This window comes from Pseudomonas svalbardensis (genome assembly GCF_030053115.1).
In the GTDB taxonomy this organism is placed as follows: domain Bacteria; phylum Pseudomonadota; class Gammaproteobacteria; order Pseudomonadales; family Pseudomonadaceae; genus Aquipseudomonas; species Aquipseudomonas svalbardensis.
Window position 1 is genome coordinate 5005121 of record NZ_CP125619.1, and the last position, 19670, is coordinate 5024790.

The following is a 19670-nucleotide window of genomic DNA, read 5'->3' on the forward strand; positions in this document are numbered from 1 at the left end:
TCGATGACTATTAGCGAGTCTGTGCATCGACGCACGCCTGACATCACCACCCATGACGGCAGAGGTTTACCGATTCGCCAGATCAAGTACTTGCGCAAGGTCGCTGCCGGCCCCGTGGAAACACTGATCACCCGCCAGCACTACGACGCCGCCGGGAGATTGCTTGAGCAATCGGACCCGCGACTGTTCGGTGTCGTCCCCAACCTGATCACGGTATACCGCTTATCCGGCGAGCGGTTGAAGGTAGATTCTGTCGACGCCGGCTGGCGCTTGAGCCTGGCCGGACTGGCCGGGGAAACGCTTCAGCGCTGGGACCAACGTGGCAGTCATTGGCGCACCACCTACGACGCTCTGTTGCGCCCGCTCAGCATCGAGGAAAACGGCGAGCCCAACGTCGAAACCTTTACCTATGCCGATGCCTCCGCCGATCCTGCTTTCAACCTGCGCGGTCAGCTGAGCCAGCAGCTCGACCGCTCTGGCACCTTGAGTCTCGACAGCTATGGCCTGCTGGGGCAGCCCCTGCGCGAAACCCGAACCCTGGCCGAGGGTCAGCCCTACCGCAGCAGCCGAATGTACAGCCCGCTTGGCACGGTGTTGAGCCAGACCGATGCCGGTGATCACCAGCAACAGTTGCGTTACGACCTTGCCGGTCAGCTCAAGCAGGTTGAGCTGCGGATAAAAGGCAACCCGAACGTGCAGACGGTTCTCAAAGACGCACAGTACAACGCCGCTGGCCAGATCACCGAACAACGGGCCGGCAATGACGTGCTCAGCACCTGGACCTACGACCCGGCCGATGGGCGCCTGTCCATGCAGCGAGCGCAAAAAAACGCCGAGCCAGCGCTGCAAGATTTCGAATATTTCTACGACCGCGTTGGCAACATCATCCGCCTCGAAGACCACGCCTTCCAACCGACTTTTTTCGCCAACCAGCTGATGGACGGCCATCGCGACTTTACCTATGACTCGCTGTACCGACTGATCAGCGCCAGCGGTTACGACGATGCGCCGCCGTCGGATGTTCCGGGGCGGCCCCTGCCCGGGGATCCGAACAATCGGCTCAACTACACGCAACACTATGAACACGATCACGGCGGCAACCTGATCGAACTGCGTCACGTGCGTGCGGGCGCTTCGCAGACTCGCCAGATGTTCATCGACCCCGGCAGCAACCGCGGCGTGCGCTGGAAAGAAGGAGATCCTGCTCCGGTTTTTTCCGATTTGTTCGACCTCCACGGCAATCTCCAGGACTTGCAGCCGGGCAAAGCCTTGCAGTGGACCGGTCTGGATCAGCTGGATTCGGTCACGCTGGTCCAACGCGACAATGGACCCGATGACCAGGAGTTTTACCGCTACAGCCAAGGCGTGCGTGTGTACAAACGCCATGAAACCCACACGTCCTCGCTCAGCCACTTCCAGGAGGTGATCTACCTGCCGGGGCTGGAAATCCGCACCCGCGACAGCGGCGAAGAATTGCACGTGATCACCCTACCCGGCGGGCACGGCAGCGTGCGTTGCCTGCACTGGCTCACTGGCAAACCCGCAAAAATCGCCGCCGATCAATTGCGCTACAGCCTCGACGATCATTTGGGTTCCTGCACGCTGGAGCTCGATCAACAGGCGCAGGTGATCAGCGAGGAAGGTTATTACCCGTTCGGCGCCACTGCGTGGTTCGCACGAGGTATCGAGGTGGACGTCGACTACAAAACCGTCCGCTATTCGGGCAAGGAAATGGATGACAGCGGGCTGTATTACTACGGCGCGCGCTATTACGCGCCGTGGTTGCAGCGCTGGGTCAGTGCCGACCCCGCGGGGGATGTGGATGGGCTGAATCTGTATGGGTTTGTGGGGAACAATCCAATCTGTTACGTCGACATCAATGGCGAAGTCAAATGGCCGAGTATGGCTGACTTCAACGCGGGGGTAGACCGGATGATTGTCTCGGAAAACGCCAGCTACGCCAAAAACGGCCAAGAGTTAGCGACACGCCGTTTAAAACACCAAATGAACAAGCAAGTGACTCGTCATATAGAAATACTCGGGATTACCAAACGCCGAACGCGAGATGCCGGCCAGCAGCTCAGCACGATGGGCTCAGGTTCAGACATCGCGCTTGCGGCGACGCGCAGAGCGATGGTGCTGGTGGCAGGTAAAGCCATCAGTTATGGCGTGGGGCTTGCCGTCGGCATCGGGGCCCAGGCCTTGGGCATAGTGGCCCCTGGTGTCGGTAACCTGGTGGGTGCAGGGTTAGGGTTCGGTGCCAAAATTGCAGTCAGCGGCCTCGTGGACTACGTTGCTGAAAGAACAGGCTTGAGCGCGTCAGTAAACTTGAAAACCACAAGACTGACGCCGAAAAAAATAATACAGAAAGCTGAATATAAGCAGATGAATCCGGGTGAATATTTAAAAGCAAAATATCAGAACATGAACTTCGGCTCTCAGAAGTCGGGGTTGAAACTTACAAAAGAAGCCACTGCTCTTGCCTCCAGTGAAATATTGAAGGCAACGCTGACAGGACTTCCTTCGGAAGCAGTGAGCGCAATCAGCAGTGGCGTAGGCGTCATACTGGGGTTACCCGAAATATTTAATGAAGCAATTGGGGCCAGCAACGAGAAATCAAGCGAAAAAATGGATGAGTTCGAAAAAGGTATTCTCGGGCTCGCAGACGCTATTGAGTCGAGCATGGATAGCATTCACGAGTATGCCGACGCCCTTTCCGTCACCAGTATCAATGGGATCGATATTCGAAGTCTGGATAAGGAAACGGGTAAAATCACCGGCACGCTGTACAGTTTCGTGAAGACTATTCGAGTTCACAGAAACAGCGGTAAAGTCGCTGCATAAACGTATGAGCTTTACACTGGCAACTCTGTCCAAACGCGGCGACATGTTATGGTGCGCGCCCGTATTGCTGACTGTTTACTACGCCATGCTTGCGACCTCCCGGACGTTACGTCTGATGCTGTACACCTTGCTGATCGTTGCCGGCGCAGCGCTGGCGGCCGGTTTGGCCATGCGCCATACCGAGCGCCAGGCCCTGGTCGAAGACGCCGCCCGCGCCAATCAGCAATTGGCGCTCTACGCCAATTCCCTGCATACCCTGATTGATCGCTACCGCGCCCTGCCCGCCGTATTGGCGCTGGACCCGGAACTGCGCACCGCGCTAAGCGGTGAAGTGAGCCCCGAACAGCAGCTTGCGTTGAACCGCAAACTGGAAAAAATCAACGGCGCAGCCCACTCATCGACCCTGGAACTGCTCGACCACACCGGCCTCGCCGTGGCCGCCAGCAATTGGCGTTTGCCCAGTAGTTACGTCGGCCACAACTACGGTTTTCGCCCCTATTTCAGCCAGACGCGCACCCAAGGCACCGGGCGTTTTTACGCGGTGGGCGTGACCAGCGGCATTCCCGGTTACTTCCTGTCCAGCGCGGTCACCGGTGACGACGGCCAGTTCCTCGGCGCCATGGTGGTGAAACTCGAATTCCCGGAACTGGAGCGCGAGTGGCGCCAGGGCAGCGACACGCTGCTGGTCAGCGATGCACGCGGGATTATCTTCATCGCCAACCAGCCGGGCTGGCGCTATCGCCTGTTGAAACCGCTGAGTGACAGCGATCACGCCGAACTCAAGGTCACCCGTCAATACGATAAACAACCGCTGACACCGCTCGAGTATCAATCGGTGCGGCGCTTCGACGACAACAGTGACCTGACGCGGGTCGTGGGTCCTGACGGGACGGCGAGTTACCTGTGGGAATCGCTGCCACTGAGCACTGAAGGCTGGACGTTGCACCTGCTGCGCCGCCCGCAAATCGCGTTCGAAGACAGCCGCAACGCCGGGCTCGCCGCCGCCGGGTTGTGGCTGGCGGTGGTGTTTCTGTTGCTGTTCCTCAATCAGCGCTGGCGTCTGGCCAAGCTGCGCCAGCGCAGTCGCGAAGAGCTCGAACAACTGGTGGAAGAACGCACCCGCGACCTGCGCACCGCTCAGGACGGTCTGGTGCAATCGGCCAAACTCGCCGCTCTCGGCCAGATGTCTGCCGCGCTGGCCCATGAAATCAATCAGCCATTGACCGCCCAGCGCATGCAGCTTGCTACTCTGAGGCTGCTGCTCGATCACGGCAGGGTTGACGACGCTTACAAGGCGCTCAAACCGGTGGATGACATGCTGACGCGCATGGCCGCCCTCACCGGCCACCTGAAAACCTTCGCCCGTAAAAGCCCCAGCGGTTTACGCGAACGCCTGGACCTGGCGGCGGTGGTCGACCAATCGTTGCTTCTGCTCGACACACGGTTGCGCGATGAACAGGTCAGCACGGTGCTGCACCTGACGCGCCCGGCCTGGGTGCGTGGCGATGCGATTCGTCTGGAACAGGTGCTTATCAATTTGCTGCGCAATGCCCTGGACGCCATGCAGGACAAGCCCTGCAAACGCCTGGAAATCCGTCTCGAAGCCGACGAACAACTCTGGCGCCTGACCGTTACTGACAACGGTGGCGGCATTGCCGAAGAGCACTTGGCCAACGTGTTTGATCCGTTCTTCACCACCAAACCGGTGGGTGATGGCCTGGGCCTCGGGCTGGCCGTATCCTTTGCCATCGTTCATGAATCGGGTGGACGCCTGAGCGCCGACAATCATGCAAACGGCGCGGTGTTTACCGTGACCTTGCCCATCGACCTGGAGGCACCTGGCTCATGCTGAACTCAGTGATGGTGGTCGACGACGAAAGCAGTATTCGCAGTGCCGTCGAACAATGGCTGAGCCTGTCGGGGTTCGAGGTGCAGTTGTTCAGCCGCGCCGATGAGTGCCTGGCGCAGCTGCCGAAGCATTTCCCCGGGGTGATCCTCAGCGACGTGCGCATGCCGGGCATGACCGGCCTGGAACTGCTGGCCGAAGTTCAGCGGCGCGATGCCGACTTGCCGGTGATTCTGCTGACCGGTCACGGCGATGTGCCGATGGCGGTCGAAGCGATGCGCGATGGCGCCTACGACTTCCTTGAAAAACCCTTCAGCCCCGAAACCCTGCTCGGCAGCCTGCGCCGTGCGCTGGACAAGCGGCGGCTGGTGCTGGAAAACCGCGCCCTGCATGAGCAGGCGGACAACCGCGCCAAACTCGATGCGACGTTGCTGGGCGTGTCCCGTGGTTTGCAGACGCTGCGTCGGCAAGTGCTGGACCTGGCGACGCTGCCGGTCAATGTGTTGATACGTGGTGAAACCGGCAGCGGCAAGGAGTTGGTTGCCCGTTGCCTGCACGACTTCGGCCCGCGGGCCGACAAACCGTTTGTGGCATTGAACTGTGCGGCGATCCCCGAGCAGTTGTTCGAGGCCGAGCTGTTCGGCCACGAGAGCGGCGCGTTCACCGGCGCCTCGGGCAAACGCATCGGCAAGCTCGAATACGCCGATGGCGGCACGCTGTTTCTCGATGAAATCGAAAGCATGCCGCTGGCTCAGCAGGTGAAATTGCTGCGGGTGTTGCAGGAGCAGAAGCTGGAGCGGTTGGGCTCCAATCAGAGCATCCGCGTGGATTTGCGAATCATCGCCGCGACCAAACCCGACTTGCTCGACGAAGCCCGGGCCGGACGTTTTCGCGAGGACCTGGCCTATCGGTTGAACGTGGCCGAGTTGCGGCTGCCACCGTTGCGCGAGCGGCGTGAAGACATTCCGTTGTTGTTCGAGACGTTTGCGCACAATGCCGCCGAGCGTTTGGGGCGTACGTTTCCACCGCTGAGCGGCCCGCAGTTGAGCCACCTGCTGAGCCACGACTGGCCGGGAAATGTGCGCGAATTGGCGAACGTCGCCGAGCGGCAAGTGTTGGGACTGGGTGAGCCGGAACCGGTGGGGATTGATCCTGGGCAATCGCTGGCGGCGCAGCAGGAAGCGTTTGAAGCGCATTGTCTGCGCGCGGCGTTGACCCGGCATAAGGGTGATGTGAAAGCAGTATTGGAAGAGCTGCAGCTGCCGCGCCGGACCTTCAATGAAAAAATGCAGCGACATGGGTTGAGTCGGGAGATGTTTTTGGGGGAGTGAGTTTTCACGCGGGATTTTCAGTGATGCTGAAATCCATCCCCTCACCCCAACCCTCTCCCCAACGGGGAGAGGGGGAAAGGGAGCAGATTTGTGTTGTTTTCAAAGCTGCGTTCGGCTCGGTCTTTCAGGTCGATGTAGCTCCAAGAACACCTCGGTCAGTCCCCTCGCCCCTTTGGGGAGAGGGTTAGGGTGAGGGGTGTTTCTCCCTGAACAAGCGGATTTCCGCTCACGCCCCCATCACTCATAAGCAAACATCCGCTCATAAAACCCCGTCACCCCCTCTAAACCGGCCCTCCTCCCGTTGGCACACCTCCTGCTATAGCCCAAGCAGGCTGCGTTTCAACGCGCTCCACAAAAACAATTAAATGAAGGATCCGTCATGGATAACTCACAAACCCTGCCTCTTGGGTCGGCAGCTTCGCCTGCCAAAGAAAGAACCACTGCCAGTCGCATCAAATCGATCTTCAGCGGCTCTGTCGGCAACATGGTCGAGTGGTACGACTGGTACGTCTACGCCGCCTTCTCCCTGTACTTTGCCAAAGCCTTTTTCCCCAAAGGCGACACCACCGCACAACTGCTGAACACCGCCGCGATCTTCGCCGTGGGCTTCCTGATGCGCCCGATCGGTGGCTGGTTGATGGGCCTCTACGCCGACAAGGCCGGTCGCAAGAAAGCGCTGATGGCTTCGGTGTACCTGATGTGTTTCGGCTCGCTGCTGATCGCCCTGAGCCCGGGTTATGAAACCATTGGCATCGGCGCACCGATCCTGCTGATTTTCGCCCGTTTGCTGCAAGGTCTGTCGGTCGGTGGCGAGTACGGGACCTCGGCGACGTACCTCAGCGAGATGGCGACCAAGGAACGTCGCGGCTTTTACTCCAGCTTCCAGTACGTGACCCTGATCTCCGGCCAGCTCATCGCCCTGGCGGTGTTGATCGTGCTGCAACAGACCCTGACCACTGAAGAGCTGTACGCCTGGGGCTGGCGCATTCCGTTCGCCATCGGCGCGCTGTGTGCCGTGGTCGCGCTCTACCTGCGTCGTGGCATGGAAGAAACCGAGTCTTTCACCAAGAAAGAGAAGGCCAAGGAAAGCGCGATGCGCACCTTGATGCGCCATCCGAAGGAACTGATGACCGTGGTCGGCCTGACCATGGGCGGTACGCTGGCGTTCTACACCTACACCACGTACATGCAGAAATACCTGGTGAACACCGTCGGCATGAGCATCTCCGACTCCACCACTATTTCGGCCGCCACGCTGTTCCTGTTCATGTGCCTGCAACCGATCATTGGCGGGCTCTCGGATAAAGTCGGTCGCCGGCCAATCCTGATTGCCTTCGGTGTTCTCGGAACGCTGTTCACCGTGCCGATCCTGACCACCCTGCACACCATCCAGACGTGGTGGGGCGCGTTCTTCCTGATCATGGCGGCGTTGATCATCGTCAGCGGCTACACCTCGATCAACGCGGTGGTCAAAGCCGAATTGTTCCCGACCGAAATCCGCGCCCTGGGCGTTGGCCTGCCGTACGCGCTGACCGTGTCGATCTTCGGCGGCACCGCTGAATACATCGCACTGTGGTTCAAGAGCATCGGCATGGAAACTGGTTACTACTGGTATGTCACCGCGTGTATTGCCGTGTCGTTGCTGGTGTACATCACCATGAAAGACACCCGCAAGCATTCGCGGATCGAGACGGACTGACAGTCACATTGATGGTGGCTGTATTGTCCCCATCGCGAGCAGGCTCGCGATGGGGACAACTCGGTAACAAGACAACTGCGCCGCACCTCCTGCACCTACAAAGCCCCCCGCTAATACCCTTGGTACATCCCTCCAGCGAGATAACGATCGGTTAATGCTCCAGCCGCATTCTGCAGCCGACTGCATCCACATCAACGTGACGCACGTATATCAGTTGCAGGCCCTGAATCAGCGCCTGAACGTATTCATTGCGAACGAACCTGGAGTACACATCATGAAAATCCAACTGATCCTCGCCCTGACCCTTTCCGTATTGGCTGCCAACACCTTTGCCGCTGATGGTTACGACAAAACCGGCTCGGCCTCCTTCGCGTCCGAAGCCAGCGCCTCCGTCGAACGAGCTCATTCTGATACCTATGCCGCTGACGGTTTCGATAAAACCGGTACCGCAGAATCCATCGGCTAATAGTTGGAGGAAGGTTCACAGCCCGGCTTCGGCCGGGCTTACTCGTTTCTGGAAGAACACAAATCCAGAATCGACACAGAACCCTGTGGGAGCGGGCTTGCTCGCGAAAGCGGTTTAACAGGCAACTTATTTGTTGGATGTGACGCCGTCTTCGCGAGCAAGCCCACATTGGAATCTCATTGCTGGAAATAATCGGCTCGCCCTTGCACCATGACCGCCTCCCGAGCCCCCCAGGAATTTACGCCATGGCTGACGACATCCATTTCTACGAACCCGCCAACGGCCACGGCCTGCCGCATGACCCGTTCAATGCCATCGTCGGCCCGCGCCCCATTGGCTGGATTTCCTCTCAGGATGCCGATGGCCGCCTGAACCTGGCGCCTTACAGTTTCTTCAACGCGTTCAACTACATTCCGCCGATCATTGGGTTTTCCAGTGTCGGGCGCAAAGACAGCCTGAATAACATCGAGCGAACCGGCGAGTTCGCCTGGAACCTGGCGACCCGTCCGCTGGCCGAGCAGATGAACCGGTGCTCTGCCATGGTCCCGCCTGAGGTCAACGAGTTCGAGCTGTCCGGGCTAACCCCGGCAGCGTCGAAAATCATTCAGGTGCCGCGCGTCGCCGAAAGTCCGGTGTCCTTCGAGTGCAAGGTCACGCAGATCATTCAGTTGCAGCGGGCGGACGGCGAAGTGGTGCCGAGCTGGCTGATACTCGGCGAAGTGGTCGCCGTGCATATCGCCAAGTGGCTGTTGAAGGATGGGGTGTACGACACCGCCGCGGCAGAACCGATCCTGCGCGGCGGCGGGCCAGCGGATTATTTCCAGCTGGGGCCTGAGGCGTTGTTCAAGATGTATCGCCCGGGGGCGGTCAAGTAATTACCAGATCAGGTCGCCGTCTTCGCTGACGCCTTTGAGGTGTGTCAACTGCAGCGCGGCGGCTTCATCGGCCTCATGGGCAGTTTTGAAGGTCTGTTCTTCGAGCAGCTTGTGAAAGCGCGGTGCACCCGAACCACCGATGGCCTTGGTGGCGATTGCGGCGTGATAGCCGCCTTCACGGGGTACTACGGCAGATACGGCTTCGAAGGTTTCAAAGGCTTTGCGTGCCATGTCGCGGATCCTGGCTGATTGAGAGTTGAGCCATTAAACCCTCAACCCGCCATTTTGTGTACCCACGACTGGGACTGCCCCAGCGCCTGGGCAGCCGACACGTCCTTGAAGGTATGAAAATCCAGGCTGTTGACCACCAGGTCTTGCACCAACTCGGCAAAAATCTGCATGGCCGGGGTGCTGAAATAAGCGGTCATGGCCTGCTGGTTCATCCAGAAACCGGACACCAGCCACAACTCGGGATCGCATTGCGAATGCTGCAGCGCAAAGCTCAAGCAACCCGGTGCGCTACGAGACGGTTCGATCAAAGCGCTGAGGCGCGCACCGAGTTCCGCCGAACGCCCGGCGCGGGCGCGGACAAAGGCCATATGACTGACGGGGATCTGCGTAGACATGGTTAACCCTCCCAGGTACTCGAGTGGCAGCCGTGGGACGGGCTGCGACAGGATCAAAGGTTAAGCGCGCAAGTAGAAGCGCGGCTAGTCGATTCCTGCCGGCTTGTTGCACAATCCTGCGCGGCTTCTCGAAAAACCTATAACAACCTGTTAAAGCTTTCGTGCCAATGAAACAGGGCTTTCAAGCAAGTTTTCCTTGGGTTGCCATGACATAGAGGTGCCGTTAATTCACTCCGTGCAGAATCAGGCAAGGTTGAGGCAGGATGTGTCTACCGCCTCGTCTTGCACAAACTTAAGCTCACCTCATTATTGACGCCCCACCGAGGATGCCTTGCATGTCGTCGCTCGATCACTTTGAAGCCCCGCTGGACGCCGACATGGAGAAACAGCGCGCGGAACTGGCCGCTATCATTCGCCATAACACGGCGGAGGATGGCACTTATGCGACTGCCGTCGGCTCGCTCTTCATGTCTCGCCATAGCAAGTCCCATGAGTTTGCCCCGGTACTGGCGCAACCCGCGCTGTGCATCATGGCGCAGGGCCGTAAAGAGGTCAGGCTGGCCGATGAATACTTCAACTACGATCCGCTGAATTACCTGGTGGTCTCCGTCTCGATGCCATTGAGCGGACGCGTGGTGAACGTCACGTCTGAAGAACCGATCCTCGCGGTGCGGCTGGACATTGATCCGGCAGAAATCACTGCGCTGATTGCCGACGCTGGCCCTCTCGGTGTGCCCACCCGGCCGACGGGACGCGGCTTGTATGTTGAACGGATCGACACCGCGATGCTTGACGCGGTGTTGCGTCTGGCACGTTTGCTGGATGCGCCGAAAGACATCGCCATGCTCGCACCGCTGATTCGCCGGGAGATTCTTTATCGGTTGTTGCGCAGCCAGCAGGGGCATCGGCTGTACGAAATCGCTATCGCCAACAGCCAGAGCCATCGCATCAGCCAGGCGATCAAATGGCTCAACGGCAACTATGAACAGCCGTTGCGCATCGATGATCTGGCGAAGGAAGTGAACCTGAGCGTGTCGACGTTGCATCACCGGTTCAAGGCGATGACGGCGATGAGTCCGTTGCAGTATCAGAAACAACTGCGCCTGCAAGAAGCGCGGCGGTTGATGCTGGCGGAAGGGCTGGAAGCTTCGGCAGCGGGGTATCGAGTGGGGTATGAAAGCCCTTCGCAATTCAGCCGAGAGTACAGCCGGTTGTTCGGGGCGCCGCCGTTGCGGGATTTGGCGCGGTTGCGGTTGACCGTCTGATCTGATTTTTGTGCTGGTTTTGCCGGCCTCATCGCGAGCAGGCTCGCTCCCACATTTGATCTGAGGTGTTCACAAATTCTGTGTTCACAGGAGATCCACTGTGGGAGCGAGCCTGCTCGCGATGGGGCCAGTCAGTCAGGCGCCGAGTACGCGGCACGCCTCAGCCGGAAGGGTCACCGACACCGGATTGCCAATGCTCAACCCAAACCCCTGACACGGCGTACTCAACGCTGTAAACGACACCCCGGAACACTCCACAGTCGTCTCAATCGTCGCGCCAATATCACGCACAAACGTCACCTTACCGAGCAACCGATTCCCCGCCGTCGCCTGTGGATGCGACAGTTGCAGGTCCTCAGGGCGAATCAGCATCTTCACTTTCTCACCCACCACGATGCTGCTGCAGATCGGCACTTCCAGCGCATCGCCACCCGGCAGCCCGATCTTGCCGTTGCCCAGTGCCGTGGCCGGGAAGATGTTGCCCGAGCCGATAAAGTCCGCGACAAATTCATTGGCCGGGTGACGATAAATCTCAATCGGCGTGCCCACCTGCTGCACGCGATGCTCACCCAATACCACGACGATATCCGCCATGGTCATGGCTTCACGCTGGTCGTGGGTCACCATGATGGTGGTGATGTTCAAGCGTTGTTGCAGCTGACGGATTTCCACTTGCATCGACTCGCGCAGCTTGGCGTCCAGCGCCGACAGCGGTTCGTCGAGCAGCAGAATTTTCGGGTGATTGGCAATCGCCCGGGCAATCGCCACGCGCTGACGTTGGCCACCAGAGAGTTTCGACACCGGACGGTCGATCATTTCCTGCAACTGAATCAGTTGCAACAACTCCACCACCCGCGCCTGCTGATCAGCCTTGCTGACCCCACGCAGTTTCAGCGGATAGGCGATGTTCTCCCCCACCGTCATGTGCGGAAACAGCGCCAGCGACTGAAACACCATGCCGAAGTTACGCAAATGCGCAGGCGTATGGCCGATGTCTTCACCGTCCAGGCGAATCTCTCCGCCGCTCAGGGTTTCAAGCCCAGCGATCATTCGCAGCAACGTGGTTTTGCCGCAGCCCGAAGGGCCAAGAAAACACACCAGTTTGCCCTCAGGCAAATGCAGGTTTACATCTTTTACCGCGCAGGCCGAGCCGTAATGTTTCTCGACGTTTTCCAGAATCAGACCAGTCATGTTGCACCTCAAGAATCAGAACGAAACGCCACCTTCACCGACTAACTTCTCCAACGCCCAGATCAGGACGAAGTCGATCAGCACGATCAGCACGGCAAACGAGAAAACGGTTGGGTCGAGCGATGACACGGTGCGGCTGTACATCCAGATCGGCACGGTCATGACGTCGATGGTGTAGAGGAAGTAGGTCACGGTGAATTCGTTGAACGAGACGATGAACGCCAGCAGCATCCCCGCCAGAATCCCCGACTTCATCAGCGGCACCACCACATCGATAATCGCCCGGGTCGGCGAAGCACCGAGCATCTGCGCGGCCTCTTCGACTTCGCTGCCGATGGAGAGCATCGCGGCGGTGCAGTTTTTCACCACGAACGGTAGCGCCAGGATCACGTGGGCAATCACCAGTCGCGACGTAGTGATTTGAAAGGGCAGGCTGTCAAACACCAGCAGCAACGCCAGCCCCAACACCACCATCGGAAACACCAGCGGCAGCGACATCAGTTGCAGCGCCACGGCTTTACCGCGGAACTCGCAACGGGTCAGGGCATAGGCTGCCGGCACCGCGACAATCGTCGCAAACACCATGGTCAGGCACGCCACCATCAAGCTGGTGGTCATGGCTTTGCCGAGGCTCAGCACATCGCTGGAATCCGGCGACACGAAGGTGTTCCAGGCAGCCTTGTACCATTGCAGGCTGTAGCTGCTCGGCGGGAAGTCGAGGTTCGACGCACCGCTGAACGACATCACAATCATGGTCAGGATCGGCAACACCGCCAGCAGCAGGATGAAGCCCGACAGGATGCCGGCAAACTTGCCGGTCTCGCCGGGCAGCAGCCCATAACGTTTCTTGATCACAGAGCTCATTGCGAAGCCTCCAGCATGCGCCGACGACGGCCAGTGATGTATTCGGACAAGGTCATGATCGCGAGCGTGGTGACAATCAACACCACACCGGCAGCAGACGCTGCGGGCCAGTTCATCAGCGGGGCGATCTGGTCATGGACCATCACGGCCAGCATCGGCACGCGTCGACCACCGAGCAGCAAAGGCACCACGAAGCTGCTGGCGTTGTAGGCGAATACCAACGTCGCGCCGGTGATGATCCCCGGCATGCTCATCGGCAGCACCACCTGACGGAACACCTGCAAACGGCTGGCACCCAGCGTTGCAGCGGCTTCTTCATAAGTACGGGCGACGCCGCGCATGGCGCTGGCAATCGGCAGCACGGCCAACGGGAACGCGGTTTGCACCAGGCCCATCAGTACGCCGTTCTGGTTGTAGAGCAACATGATCGGGCGCTTGATCAGGCCCAGGCCCATCAGTGCCTGGTTGAGCATCCCGCCAGGTCCCAGAATCACCAGCCAGCCGTAGCTTTGCAGCAGCAGGTTGACCAGCAATGGCAGCAGCACCGCGGCGAGGAAGATCCGTCGCACAAACGGTGAGGTCAGCCGCGACATGGTGTAAGCCACCGGAATCGCCAGCACGACCGCGATCACCGCGCTGATCAGCGCCAGACGCAGGGTCAGCAGCAAGGATTTGAGGTAATACGGTTCCAGCAATTGGGCGTAACTGGCCAGGCTGAACCCGGTCCATTCCGCGCCTTTGGTGCCCACGCTCATGCGCAGTACCAGCAGGCTGGCGGCGATCAATACGCCCAGAAACAGCATCGACGGCGAGAGGAAAATCCAGGCACGCGTCGTCGGCGAAACACCCCGATTGGTGCGCACTGAAGCGGCGGCGACCGGATGAGTCAGAGGTTGGTGTTCCATAGCAAGGGTCTCGTCAATGGAAAGCAGCTGAGCGAGCACAGGCCTCGAAATCACATTGGCCCTTGTGGGAGCGAGCCTGCTCGCGATAGCGATTTGTCAGTCGACATCAATGCTGAATGTCAGTCCGCAATCGCGAGCAGGCTCGCTCCCACAGGGGATCTATAGAGTTTTCAGGACCTGTGTTCGTCACTCGATCAGGAAGAAAAGATTTCCGTGTAACGACGAATCCATTGGTCATGCACGGAGGCCAGGAAGGCGTTGTCGTGCATGATCGCCTTCTCGGCAATCTGCTCAGGCGTGAGGATGTACGGGCTCTTGCGCGCTTCGGCGGAGATGATCGCCTTGGCGTTGACCGGACCGTTGTAGATGTCCTCAGCCATCTTGCCCTGCACCAGTGGGTCCAGAGAGTGGTTGATGAAGGCGTAGACCAGGTCGGTGTCGCCCGGACGATTCTTCGGCATCACCGAGAGCATCAGGTCGGTGTAGAAACCTTCCTTCATGCCGAAGGTGGCGCCCAGACCGTAAGCCGGATCGCGGATCTGTTTCGGGAAGAATGCCGGTGCGTACAAGCCACCCATGTCCAGCGAGCCGGTACGGAACAGTTCGGCGATCTGGTTCGGGTTTTCGCCCAGGGTCACTACGCGATCTTTCAGCTCGGCGAGCTTCTTGAAGCCCGGTTCGATGTTGTGTTCGTCACCACCGGCCAGTTTGGCGGCGATGATGATCAGGTCCATCGCTTCGGTCCAGTTCGGCGGCGGCAGGAAGATGTTCGGCGACAGCTCGGCGTCCCACAGGGCCGCGTAACTGTCCGGCGCTTCCTTGATGGTGCGGGTGCTGTAGACGAGGCTGTTGCACCACAGCAGGTAACCGATGCCGTGACCGTTGGCGCCGGTGCGGTATTTCTCCGGTACATCGACCAGGTTGGGAATGCGGTTGAGGTCGGGTTTTTCCAGCAGGTTGGCCGCGGCCAGACCTTCGGCGCCGACGCCGGCCAGGGTGATGATGTCGTACTGCGGACGATCACCAGCGGCCTTGAGTTTGGCGACCATTTCCGAGGTGCTGCCAGTGCGGTCAGCGATGACCTTGCAGCCGTACTTGTCTTCGAAGGTTGCCGCGATGTTGCGCAGTGCGGCGAGACCGGTGTCATCCGACCAGGTCAGCAAACGCAGGGTCTTGCCCTGGAAGCGTGTGTCGCTGGCATTGGCCTTGACGAAGGGCAAACTCATGGCCGCCGCGGCTACGGACGCCACGCCCACGGTTTTAATGAATTGACGTCTGTTTAAATCATGCTCGCCCATGAAGGACTCCCTTTGTTTTTGTAAGTATGAGGTTGGTCGCAACCGTTGCATCCGCGCGCCCAGATCAGCACCAAACCCCCGGTTTCAAAGGGTTTGAGTTGAGCCGACCGCTTCATCCTGAGGTCGTGCAAAACACCTGACTATCGATAAAAACTCATTAAAGCCATGACGCCAGCGCATGCCTCATCGCGAGGCATGCGCTGACCCTTTTCGAGCCGTCAGACCGCTCGAATCACGTGTTTTATTTCCTGGAAAGCCTGCAAGCCCCACGGCCCCAATTCGCGGCCGATGCTGCTCTGTTTGTAGCCACCCCAAGCGGCCTGCGGGAAGATCACTTGCGGCGCGTTGATCCACACAAGCCCCGCCTGCAAGGCGTTGGCGACCCGATCTGCAACTTCAGCGTCGCGAGTGACGACGCTGGCCACCAGACCGAACTGGGTGTCGTTGGCCAGGGCAATCGCCTCGGCTTCGCAGGCAAAACTGCGCACGCAGATCACTGGTCCGAAGATCTCTTCACACCACAGCGCACTGTCGAGGGGCACTTCAGTGAAAATCGTCGGCTGCAAAAAATAGCCGCGCGACAGGTCTGCTGGACGATTGCCGCCGCAAACCAGCTTGGCGCCAGCACTCAAACCACGATCGATGTGACCGAGCACGCGCTGGTACTGCGCCTGATTGACCAGTGCGCCCATTTCCACGTTCGGGTCGAACGGGTCGGCTACACGAATGGCTTCGGCGCGGGCCTTCAAACGGATGAGGAATTCATCGGCCAGTTCATCAGCGACCAGCACACGGCTGGTGGCGGAACACATCTGCCCGGCATTGAAGAAACCACCGCCACAGGCCACTTCCACGGCCAGTTCAATGTCGGCGTCTTTGAGCACCAACAGCGAGGATTTACCGCCCAGTTCCAGGCTCACGCCCTTCACGGTTTCTGCGGCACGTTGCATGACTTGAACACCGACGGCGTTGCTGCCGGTGAATGAAATTTTGGCGATGCGCGGATCAGCGGACAACGGCGCGCCGACGGCCAGGCCAGTGCCGCAGACCAGGTTGAACACGCCCTTGGGCAGGCCGGCCTCGGCGATGATCGCTGCCAGTTCCAGTTCCGGCAGCGGTGTCACTTCGGAAGGCTTGAGCACCACGCAGCAACCCGCGGCCAAAGCCGGGGCGAGTTTCCAGGCGGTGGTGACCATCGGGAAGTTCCACGGCACGATCAGGCCAACCACACCACACGGCTCGCGGCGCACACGAGCGCTGAAGTCGTCGGTTGGCAGCTCCACCTTGCTGTCTTGCTTGGCATCGAGCCCTTCGGCCAGACCTGCGTAGTACTCGAAGGTGGCGATCACGTCATCGACATCGATGGCGGCTTCAAACAGCGGTTTGCCGTTGTTGCTCGACTGCAAATGCATCAACTGTTCGCGGCCGGCCTGCACGCCCGCAGCGATTCTGCGCAGGATCGCGCCGCGCTCGGCGCCGGTGGTTTTCGACCAATCCTTGAAGGCGTCGGTCGCCGCAGTGACGGCTTGATCGACAGCACGTTCATCGCCGCCATTCACGGTGGTCAACAGGGCTTCGGTCGCCGGGTTGATCACGCGTAAATGTTCGGTGCCGGCCGACCATTGGCCATCAATGAACAGGCCGTCCAGTGTCGTTGGGAAAGTCATGCGGAAAGTCATTTCGACACCGCCTTCATCCACTGCGTCTGATCGATTTCAATCAGGGTCGGGCCCTGGCGATCGGCGGCGGCGCGCAGTGCGTTGCGCAGTTGCTCGACACCGTTGATGGCTTCGGCTGCACAGCCCAGCGCCTTGGCGACACCGATGAAGTCCGGGGTGTAGATGTCCACGCCAACCGGCTCGATGGCGCGGTTGACCATGTATTTCTTGATCTCTTCGTAGCCCTGGTTATTCCACAGCAGGACGATCACCGGCGTGCGCGCTTCAACGGCGCTGGCCAGTTCCGGCAGGGTAAATTGCAGGCCGCCGTCGCCGATCAGGCACACCACTGGCGGCCGGGCACCATTTTCAACGGTGCCGCCGAGCCAGGCGCCGATCGCTGCCGGCAAGGCATAACCGAGGGTGCCGTAACCGGTGGACGAGTTGAACCAGCGACGCGGGCGTTCCGGGTTGAACGTCAGGTTGCCGGTGTACACCGGTTGGGTCGAATCGCCGACGAAGACTGCGTTTGGCAGTTCGTGCAAGACGGTTTCCAGGAAACGGGTCTGGGCCAAGGTCGGAGCGTCCCAGGTGGCGGCCAGTTCGTCGCGCAAGCGTGCGGCACGCACTTGGCCCCAATCATTATGGCGCTCGGCGAGCGACTTGTACGACAGCGCACTCAGCAAGGCCTGGGCGGCGTTGCGCGAGTCGGCCACCAACGCGACCTTCGGCGGGTAGTTGCGCACGGTCTGGTCGGGGTCGATGTCCACACGTAGCAGCACGCCAGGTATCTCGAAGCCGCCAGCGAAGGTGACGTCGTAATCGGTCTCGGCCAGTTCGGTGCCGATCGCCAACACCACGTCAGCTTCAGCCACCAAAGCACGAGTCGCGACCAGGCTTTGGGTCGAGCCGATCAACAAAGGATGGTTGGATTCGAGCATGCCTTTGGCATTGATGGTCAGGGCCACCGGGGCGTCCAGCAGTTCGGCCAGTTCAGTCAACTCGGCCGCGGCATCAATGGCGCCGCCACCGGCGAGAATCAGTGGGCGCTTGGCACCGGCCAGCAGCGCGGTCATGCGGCTGATTGCGCTCGGCGAGGCACCGGCGCGGTCGATGTTCACGGGTACGCTGGCGAGCAGGTCATCGGCCTCTTCGACCAATACGTCCAACGGAATTTCGATGTGAACCGGACGCGGACGGCCGGCCTGGAACAGCGCAAAGGCACGCGCCAGGACGCCCGGCAATTCAGCCGCCGACATCAAGGTGTGGGAGAACGCCGCAACGCCACCGACCAATGCGCTCTGGTTCGGCAGCTCGTGGAGCTTGCCGCGACCGCCGCCCAACTGGCTGCGCGATTGCACGCTGGAGATCACCAGCATCGGGATCGAGTCGGCGTAGGCCTGGCCCATGGCGGTGGTGATGTTGGTCATGCCAGGGCCGGTGATGATGAAGCACACACCCGGCTTGCCGCTGGTGCGAGCGTAACCGTCAGCCATGAAACCGGCGCCCTGTTCGTGACGCGGGGTGACGTGGTTGATGCTCGAACGGGCCAGCCCGCGGTACAGCTCCACGGTGTGAACCCCGGGAATGCCGAACACCTGCTCGACCCCGTAATCTTCGAGTAACTTGACCAATACTTCGCCGCACGTCGCCATGTCTTTGCCCTTTTTGTTCGTTTGAGACGCCGGACCTGCGCAGTGTTTATGATGCGTTGGCAGGTCCAGGGATGGCCTCATTGGAACGGGCGACACGTAGCCGCAACAATGGATAAAAAGTCATACTAGCCATGTCCTCACGTCATACCTTGGATCCCAATGAAACGATTGCCTCCCCTGCCGGCGCTGCACACTTTTCTGATTACCGCGCAGTGCTGCAACTTCACCCGTGCTGCCGAACAGCTGTACATCACCCAAGGTGCGGTGAGTCGGCAGATTGCCGGGCTGGAAGAACATCTGGGTTATGAACTGTTCATTCGCCAGGCCCGAGGCCTTGGTTTGACGGCCGAAGGACGGGAATGGCTGCCACGGGTCCAGCAGATTTTCGGCTTGATCGACGAAGCCGTGGAACAGATCGGCGAGAAGCGCGAAACCCTGCAACTCAAGGCCCCGACGTGTGTCATGCGCTGGCTGTTGCCACGGCTGTTGCACTGGCAACGGGAGCGCCCGGATGTGCCGGTGGAATTGACCACCACGGTCAAGCACGGTGTGGATTTTCATCGCGAGCAGTTCGATGCAGCGGTGATGTACGGCGCACCGCCGGACAGTTCATTGGTGTCTCAACATCTGTTTGATGAACAACTGACGCCGGTCTGTTCCAAGCCGTTGCTCGAAGGTCCGGTGCCGCTGCTGACGCCGGAGGATCTGGAGCAGCACATGTTGCTGCACCCGACCCGGGATGAACGGGACTGGAAGGCCTGGCTGGCCACCGCGGATATTCGCTTGAGCAATGTTGGCAAGGGTCAGCATTTCGAAACGCTGGACCTGGCGATGTCGATGGCGTCCCAAGGGACAGGCGTGGCGATCGGGGATTGGTCGTTGATTGGCGATGATTTGAGTGCCGGGCGGCTGGTCATGCCGTTTGAATTGAAGGTGAAGACGGGGTTGGCGTATTACCTGGTTTTCCCGGAAAAACCCGGCCCTTCGCCGAAGTTGCGTGAGTTGATGGGGTGGTTGGTGGAGCAGGCTCAGGCGCGCTAACTGATCGTACCCTTGCGCTGAATTGCACCCTGTAGCAGCTGGCGCAGCCTGCGTTCGGCTGCGCAGCAGTCGTAAAACCATCCACCGCGGTGTGTCAGAAAAACTG

The 19670-nt window shown here is 59.8% G+C and carries 16 protein-coding genes; 8 read left to right on the forward strand and 8 right to left on the reverse strand.

All coding sequences use genetic code 11. From position 1 onward, the window contains the following. The first annotated feature begins 3 nt into the window (after nucleotides 1-3). The 6 genes from QFX16_RS23090 (at nucleotide 4) to QFX16_RS23115 (ending at nucleotide 9061) form a co-directional block, all read left to right on the forward strand. Complete coding sequence (locus QFX16_RS23090; RefSeq protein WP_283181484.1) at nucleotides 4-2844, forward strand: RHS repeat domain-containing protein; 2841 nt, start codon at nucleotides 4-6, stop codon at nucleotides 2842-2844. 85 nt (nucleotides 2845-2929) lie between these two features. After that, complete coding sequence (locus QFX16_RS23095) at nucleotides 2930-4696, forward strand: sensor histidine kinase (RefSeq protein WP_283184620.1); 1767 nt, start codon at nucleotides 2930-2932, stop codon at nucleotides 4694-4696. Beyond that, the gene (mifR, locus tag QFX16_RS23100; protein ID WP_283181485.1) at nucleotides 4690-6021 is read left to right on the forward strand and encodes a sigma-54-dependent transcriptional regulator; all 1332 of its coding nucleotides are present in this window, start codon (nucleotides 4690-4692) and stop codon (nucleotides 6019-6021) included. The genes QFX16_RS23095 and mifR overlap by 7 nt, the downstream gene beginning before the upstream one ends. Nucleotides 6022-6400: 379 nt before the next feature. Then, nucleotides 6401-7720, forward strand: a complete 1320-nt coding sequence (locus QFX16_RS23105) for an MFS transporter (protein ID WP_283181486.1) — start codon at nucleotides 6401-6403, stop codon at nucleotides 7718-7720. Nucleotides 7721-7994: 274 nt separating this feature from the next. Further along, a complete protein-coding gene (locus tag QFX16_RS23110) occupies nucleotides 7995-8186 on the forward strand; it encodes a hypothetical protein (protein WP_283181487.1) in 192 nt (63 codons plus the stop codon). 245 nt (nucleotides 8187-8431) lie between these two features. After that, entirely contained in the window at nucleotides 8432-9061 is a 630-nt protein-coding gene (locus QFX16_RS23115) for a flavin reductase family protein (protein ID WP_283181488.1), read from the forward strand. On the opposite strand, the gene QFX16_RS23120 is transcribed toward QFX16_RS23115, so the two are convergent. Further along, complete coding sequence (locus QFX16_RS23120; protein ID WP_134417485.1) at nucleotides 9062-9292, reverse strand: hypothetical protein; 231 nt, start codon at nucleotides 9290-9292, stop codon at nucleotides 9062-9064. Between the two features lie 41 nt (nucleotides 9293-9333). Beyond that, the gene (locus QFX16_RS23125; RefSeq protein ID WP_283181489.1) at nucleotides 9334-9687 is read right to left on the reverse strand and encodes a putative quinol monooxygenase; all 354 of its coding nucleotides are present in this window, start codon (nucleotides 9685-9687) and stop codon (nucleotides 9334-9336) included. A 335-nt stretch (nucleotides 9688-10022) separates the two neighbouring features. Here QFX16_RS23125 and QFX16_RS23130 point away from each other — a divergent pair, with 335 nt between their 5' ends. Next, nucleotides 10023-10952, forward strand: a complete 930-nt coding sequence (locus QFX16_RS23130) for an AraC family transcriptional regulator (protein WP_149628398.1) — start codon at nucleotides 10023-10025, stop codon at nucleotides 10950-10952. Between the two features lie 135 nt (nucleotides 10953-11087). On the opposite strand, the gene QFX16_RS23135 is transcribed toward QFX16_RS23130, so the two are convergent. The 6 genes from QFX16_RS23135 to QFX16_RS23160 form a co-directional block, all read right to left on the reverse strand. After that, nucleotides 11088-12143 (reverse strand): ABC transporter ATP-binding protein, encoded by a 1056-nt coding sequence (locus QFX16_RS23135; RefSeq protein ID WP_283181490.1) that lies wholly within the window; start codon nucleotides 12141-12143, stop codon nucleotides 11088-11090. Nucleotides 12144-12158: 15 nt separating this feature from the next. Next, complete coding sequence (locus QFX16_RS23140; RefSeq protein ID WP_283181491.1) at nucleotides 12159-13007, reverse strand: ABC transporter permease; 849 nt, start codon at nucleotides 13005-13007, stop codon at nucleotides 12159-12161. Then, nucleotides 13004-13912 (reverse strand): ABC transporter permease, encoded by a 909-nt coding sequence (locus tag QFX16_RS23145; protein WP_283181492.1) that lies wholly within the window; start codon nucleotides 13910-13912, stop codon nucleotides 13004-13006. The genes QFX16_RS23140 and QFX16_RS23145 overlap by 4 nt, the downstream gene beginning before the upstream one ends. A 194-nt stretch (nucleotides 13913-14106) precedes the next feature. Continuing rightward, the gene (locus QFX16_RS23150) at nucleotides 14107-15210 is read right to left on the reverse strand and encodes an extracellular solute-binding protein (protein ID WP_131063254.1); all 1104 of its coding nucleotides are present in this window, start codon (nucleotides 15208-15210) and stop codon (nucleotides 14107-14109) included. A gap of 218 nt (nucleotides 15211-15428) precedes the next feature. Beyond that, on the reverse strand, nucleotides 15429-16877 hold the full coding sequence (locus tag QFX16_RS23155; protein WP_283181493.1) for an aldehyde dehydrogenase family protein: 1449 nt from the start codon (nucleotides 16875-16877) through the stop codon (nucleotides 15429-15431). A gap of 8 nt (nucleotides 16878-16885) precedes the next feature. Then, a complete protein-coding gene (locus QFX16_RS23160; protein ID WP_283181494.1) occupies nucleotides 16886-18523 on the reverse strand; it encodes a 5-guanidino-2-oxopentanoate decarboxylase in 1638 nt (545 codons plus the stop codon). A 159-nt stretch (nucleotides 18524-18682) separates the two neighbouring features. Between QFX16_RS23160 and QFX16_RS23165 the strand changes: the two genes are divergently transcribed. Continuing rightward, the gene (locus tag QFX16_RS23165) at nucleotides 18683-19564 is read left to right on the forward strand and encodes a LysR substrate-binding domain-containing protein (protein ID WP_283181495.1); all 882 of its coding nucleotides are present in this window, start codon (nucleotides 18683-18685) and stop codon (nucleotides 19562-19564) included. Nucleotides 19565-19670 lie beyond the last annotated feature (106 nt).

Excerpts from the sequence above, each read along its gene's own strand:
- QFX16_RS23090 (WP_283181484.1), top strand. The coding sequence starts at position 4 with ATGACTATTAGCGAGTCTGTGCATCGACGCACGCCTGACATCACCACC.
- QFX16_RS23095 (WP_283184620.1), top strand. The coding sequence starts at position 2,930 with ATGCTTGCGACCTCCCGGACGTTACGTCTGATGCTGTACACCTTGCTG.
- mifR (WP_283181485.1), top strand. The coding sequence starts at position 4,690 with ATGCTGAACTCAGTGATGGTGGTCGACGACGAAAGCAGTATTCGCAGT.
- QFX16_RS23105 (WP_283181486.1), top strand. The coding sequence starts at position 6,401 with ATGGATAACTCACAAACCCTGCCTCTTGGGTCGGCAGCTTCGCCTGCC.
- QFX16_RS23110 (WP_283181487.1), top strand. The coding sequence starts at position 7,995 with ATGAAAATCCAACTGATCCTCGCCCTGACCCTTTCCGTATTGGCTGCC.
- QFX16_RS23115 (WP_283181488.1), top strand. The coding sequence starts at position 8,432 with ATGGCTGACGACATCCATTTCTACGAACCCGCCAACGGCCACGGCCTG.
- QFX16_RS23120 (WP_134417485.1), bottom strand. The coding sequence starts at position 9,292 with ATGGCACGCAAAGCCTTTGAAACCTTCGAAGCCGTATCTGCCGTAGTA.
- QFX16_RS23125 (WP_283181489.1), bottom strand. The coding sequence starts at position 9,687 with ATGTCTACGCAGATCCCCGTCAGTCATATGGCCTTTGTCCGCGCCCGC.
- QFX16_RS23130 (WP_149628398.1), top strand. The coding sequence starts at position 10,023 with ATGTCGTCGCTCGATCACTTTGAAGCCCCGCTGGACGCCGACATGGAG.
- QFX16_RS23135 (WP_283181490.1), bottom strand. The coding sequence starts at position 12,143 with ATGACTGGTCTGATTCTGGAAAACGTCGAGAAACATTACGGCTCGGCC.
- QFX16_RS23140 (WP_283181491.1), bottom strand. The coding sequence starts at position 13,007 with ATGAGCTCTGTGATCAAGAAACGTTATGGGCTGCTGCCCGGCGAGACC.
- QFX16_RS23145 (WP_283181492.1), bottom strand. The coding sequence starts at position 13,912 with ATGGAACACCAACCTCTGACTCATCCGGTCGCCGCCGCTTCAGTGCGC.
- QFX16_RS23150 (WP_131063254.1), bottom strand. The coding sequence starts at position 15,210 with ATGGGCGAGCATGATTTAAACAGACGTCAATTCATTAAAACCGTGGGC.
- QFX16_RS23155 (WP_283181493.1), bottom strand. The coding sequence starts at position 16,877 with ATGACTTTCCCAACGACACTGGACGGCCTGTTCATTGATGGCCAATGG.
- QFX16_RS23160 (WP_283181494.1), bottom strand. The coding sequence starts at position 18,523 with ATGGCGACGTGCGGCGAAGTATTGGTCAAGTTACTCGAAGATTACGGG.
- QFX16_RS23165 (WP_283181495.1), top strand. The coding sequence starts at position 18,683 with ATGAAACGATTGCCTCCCCTGCCGGCGCTGCACACTTTTCTGATTACC.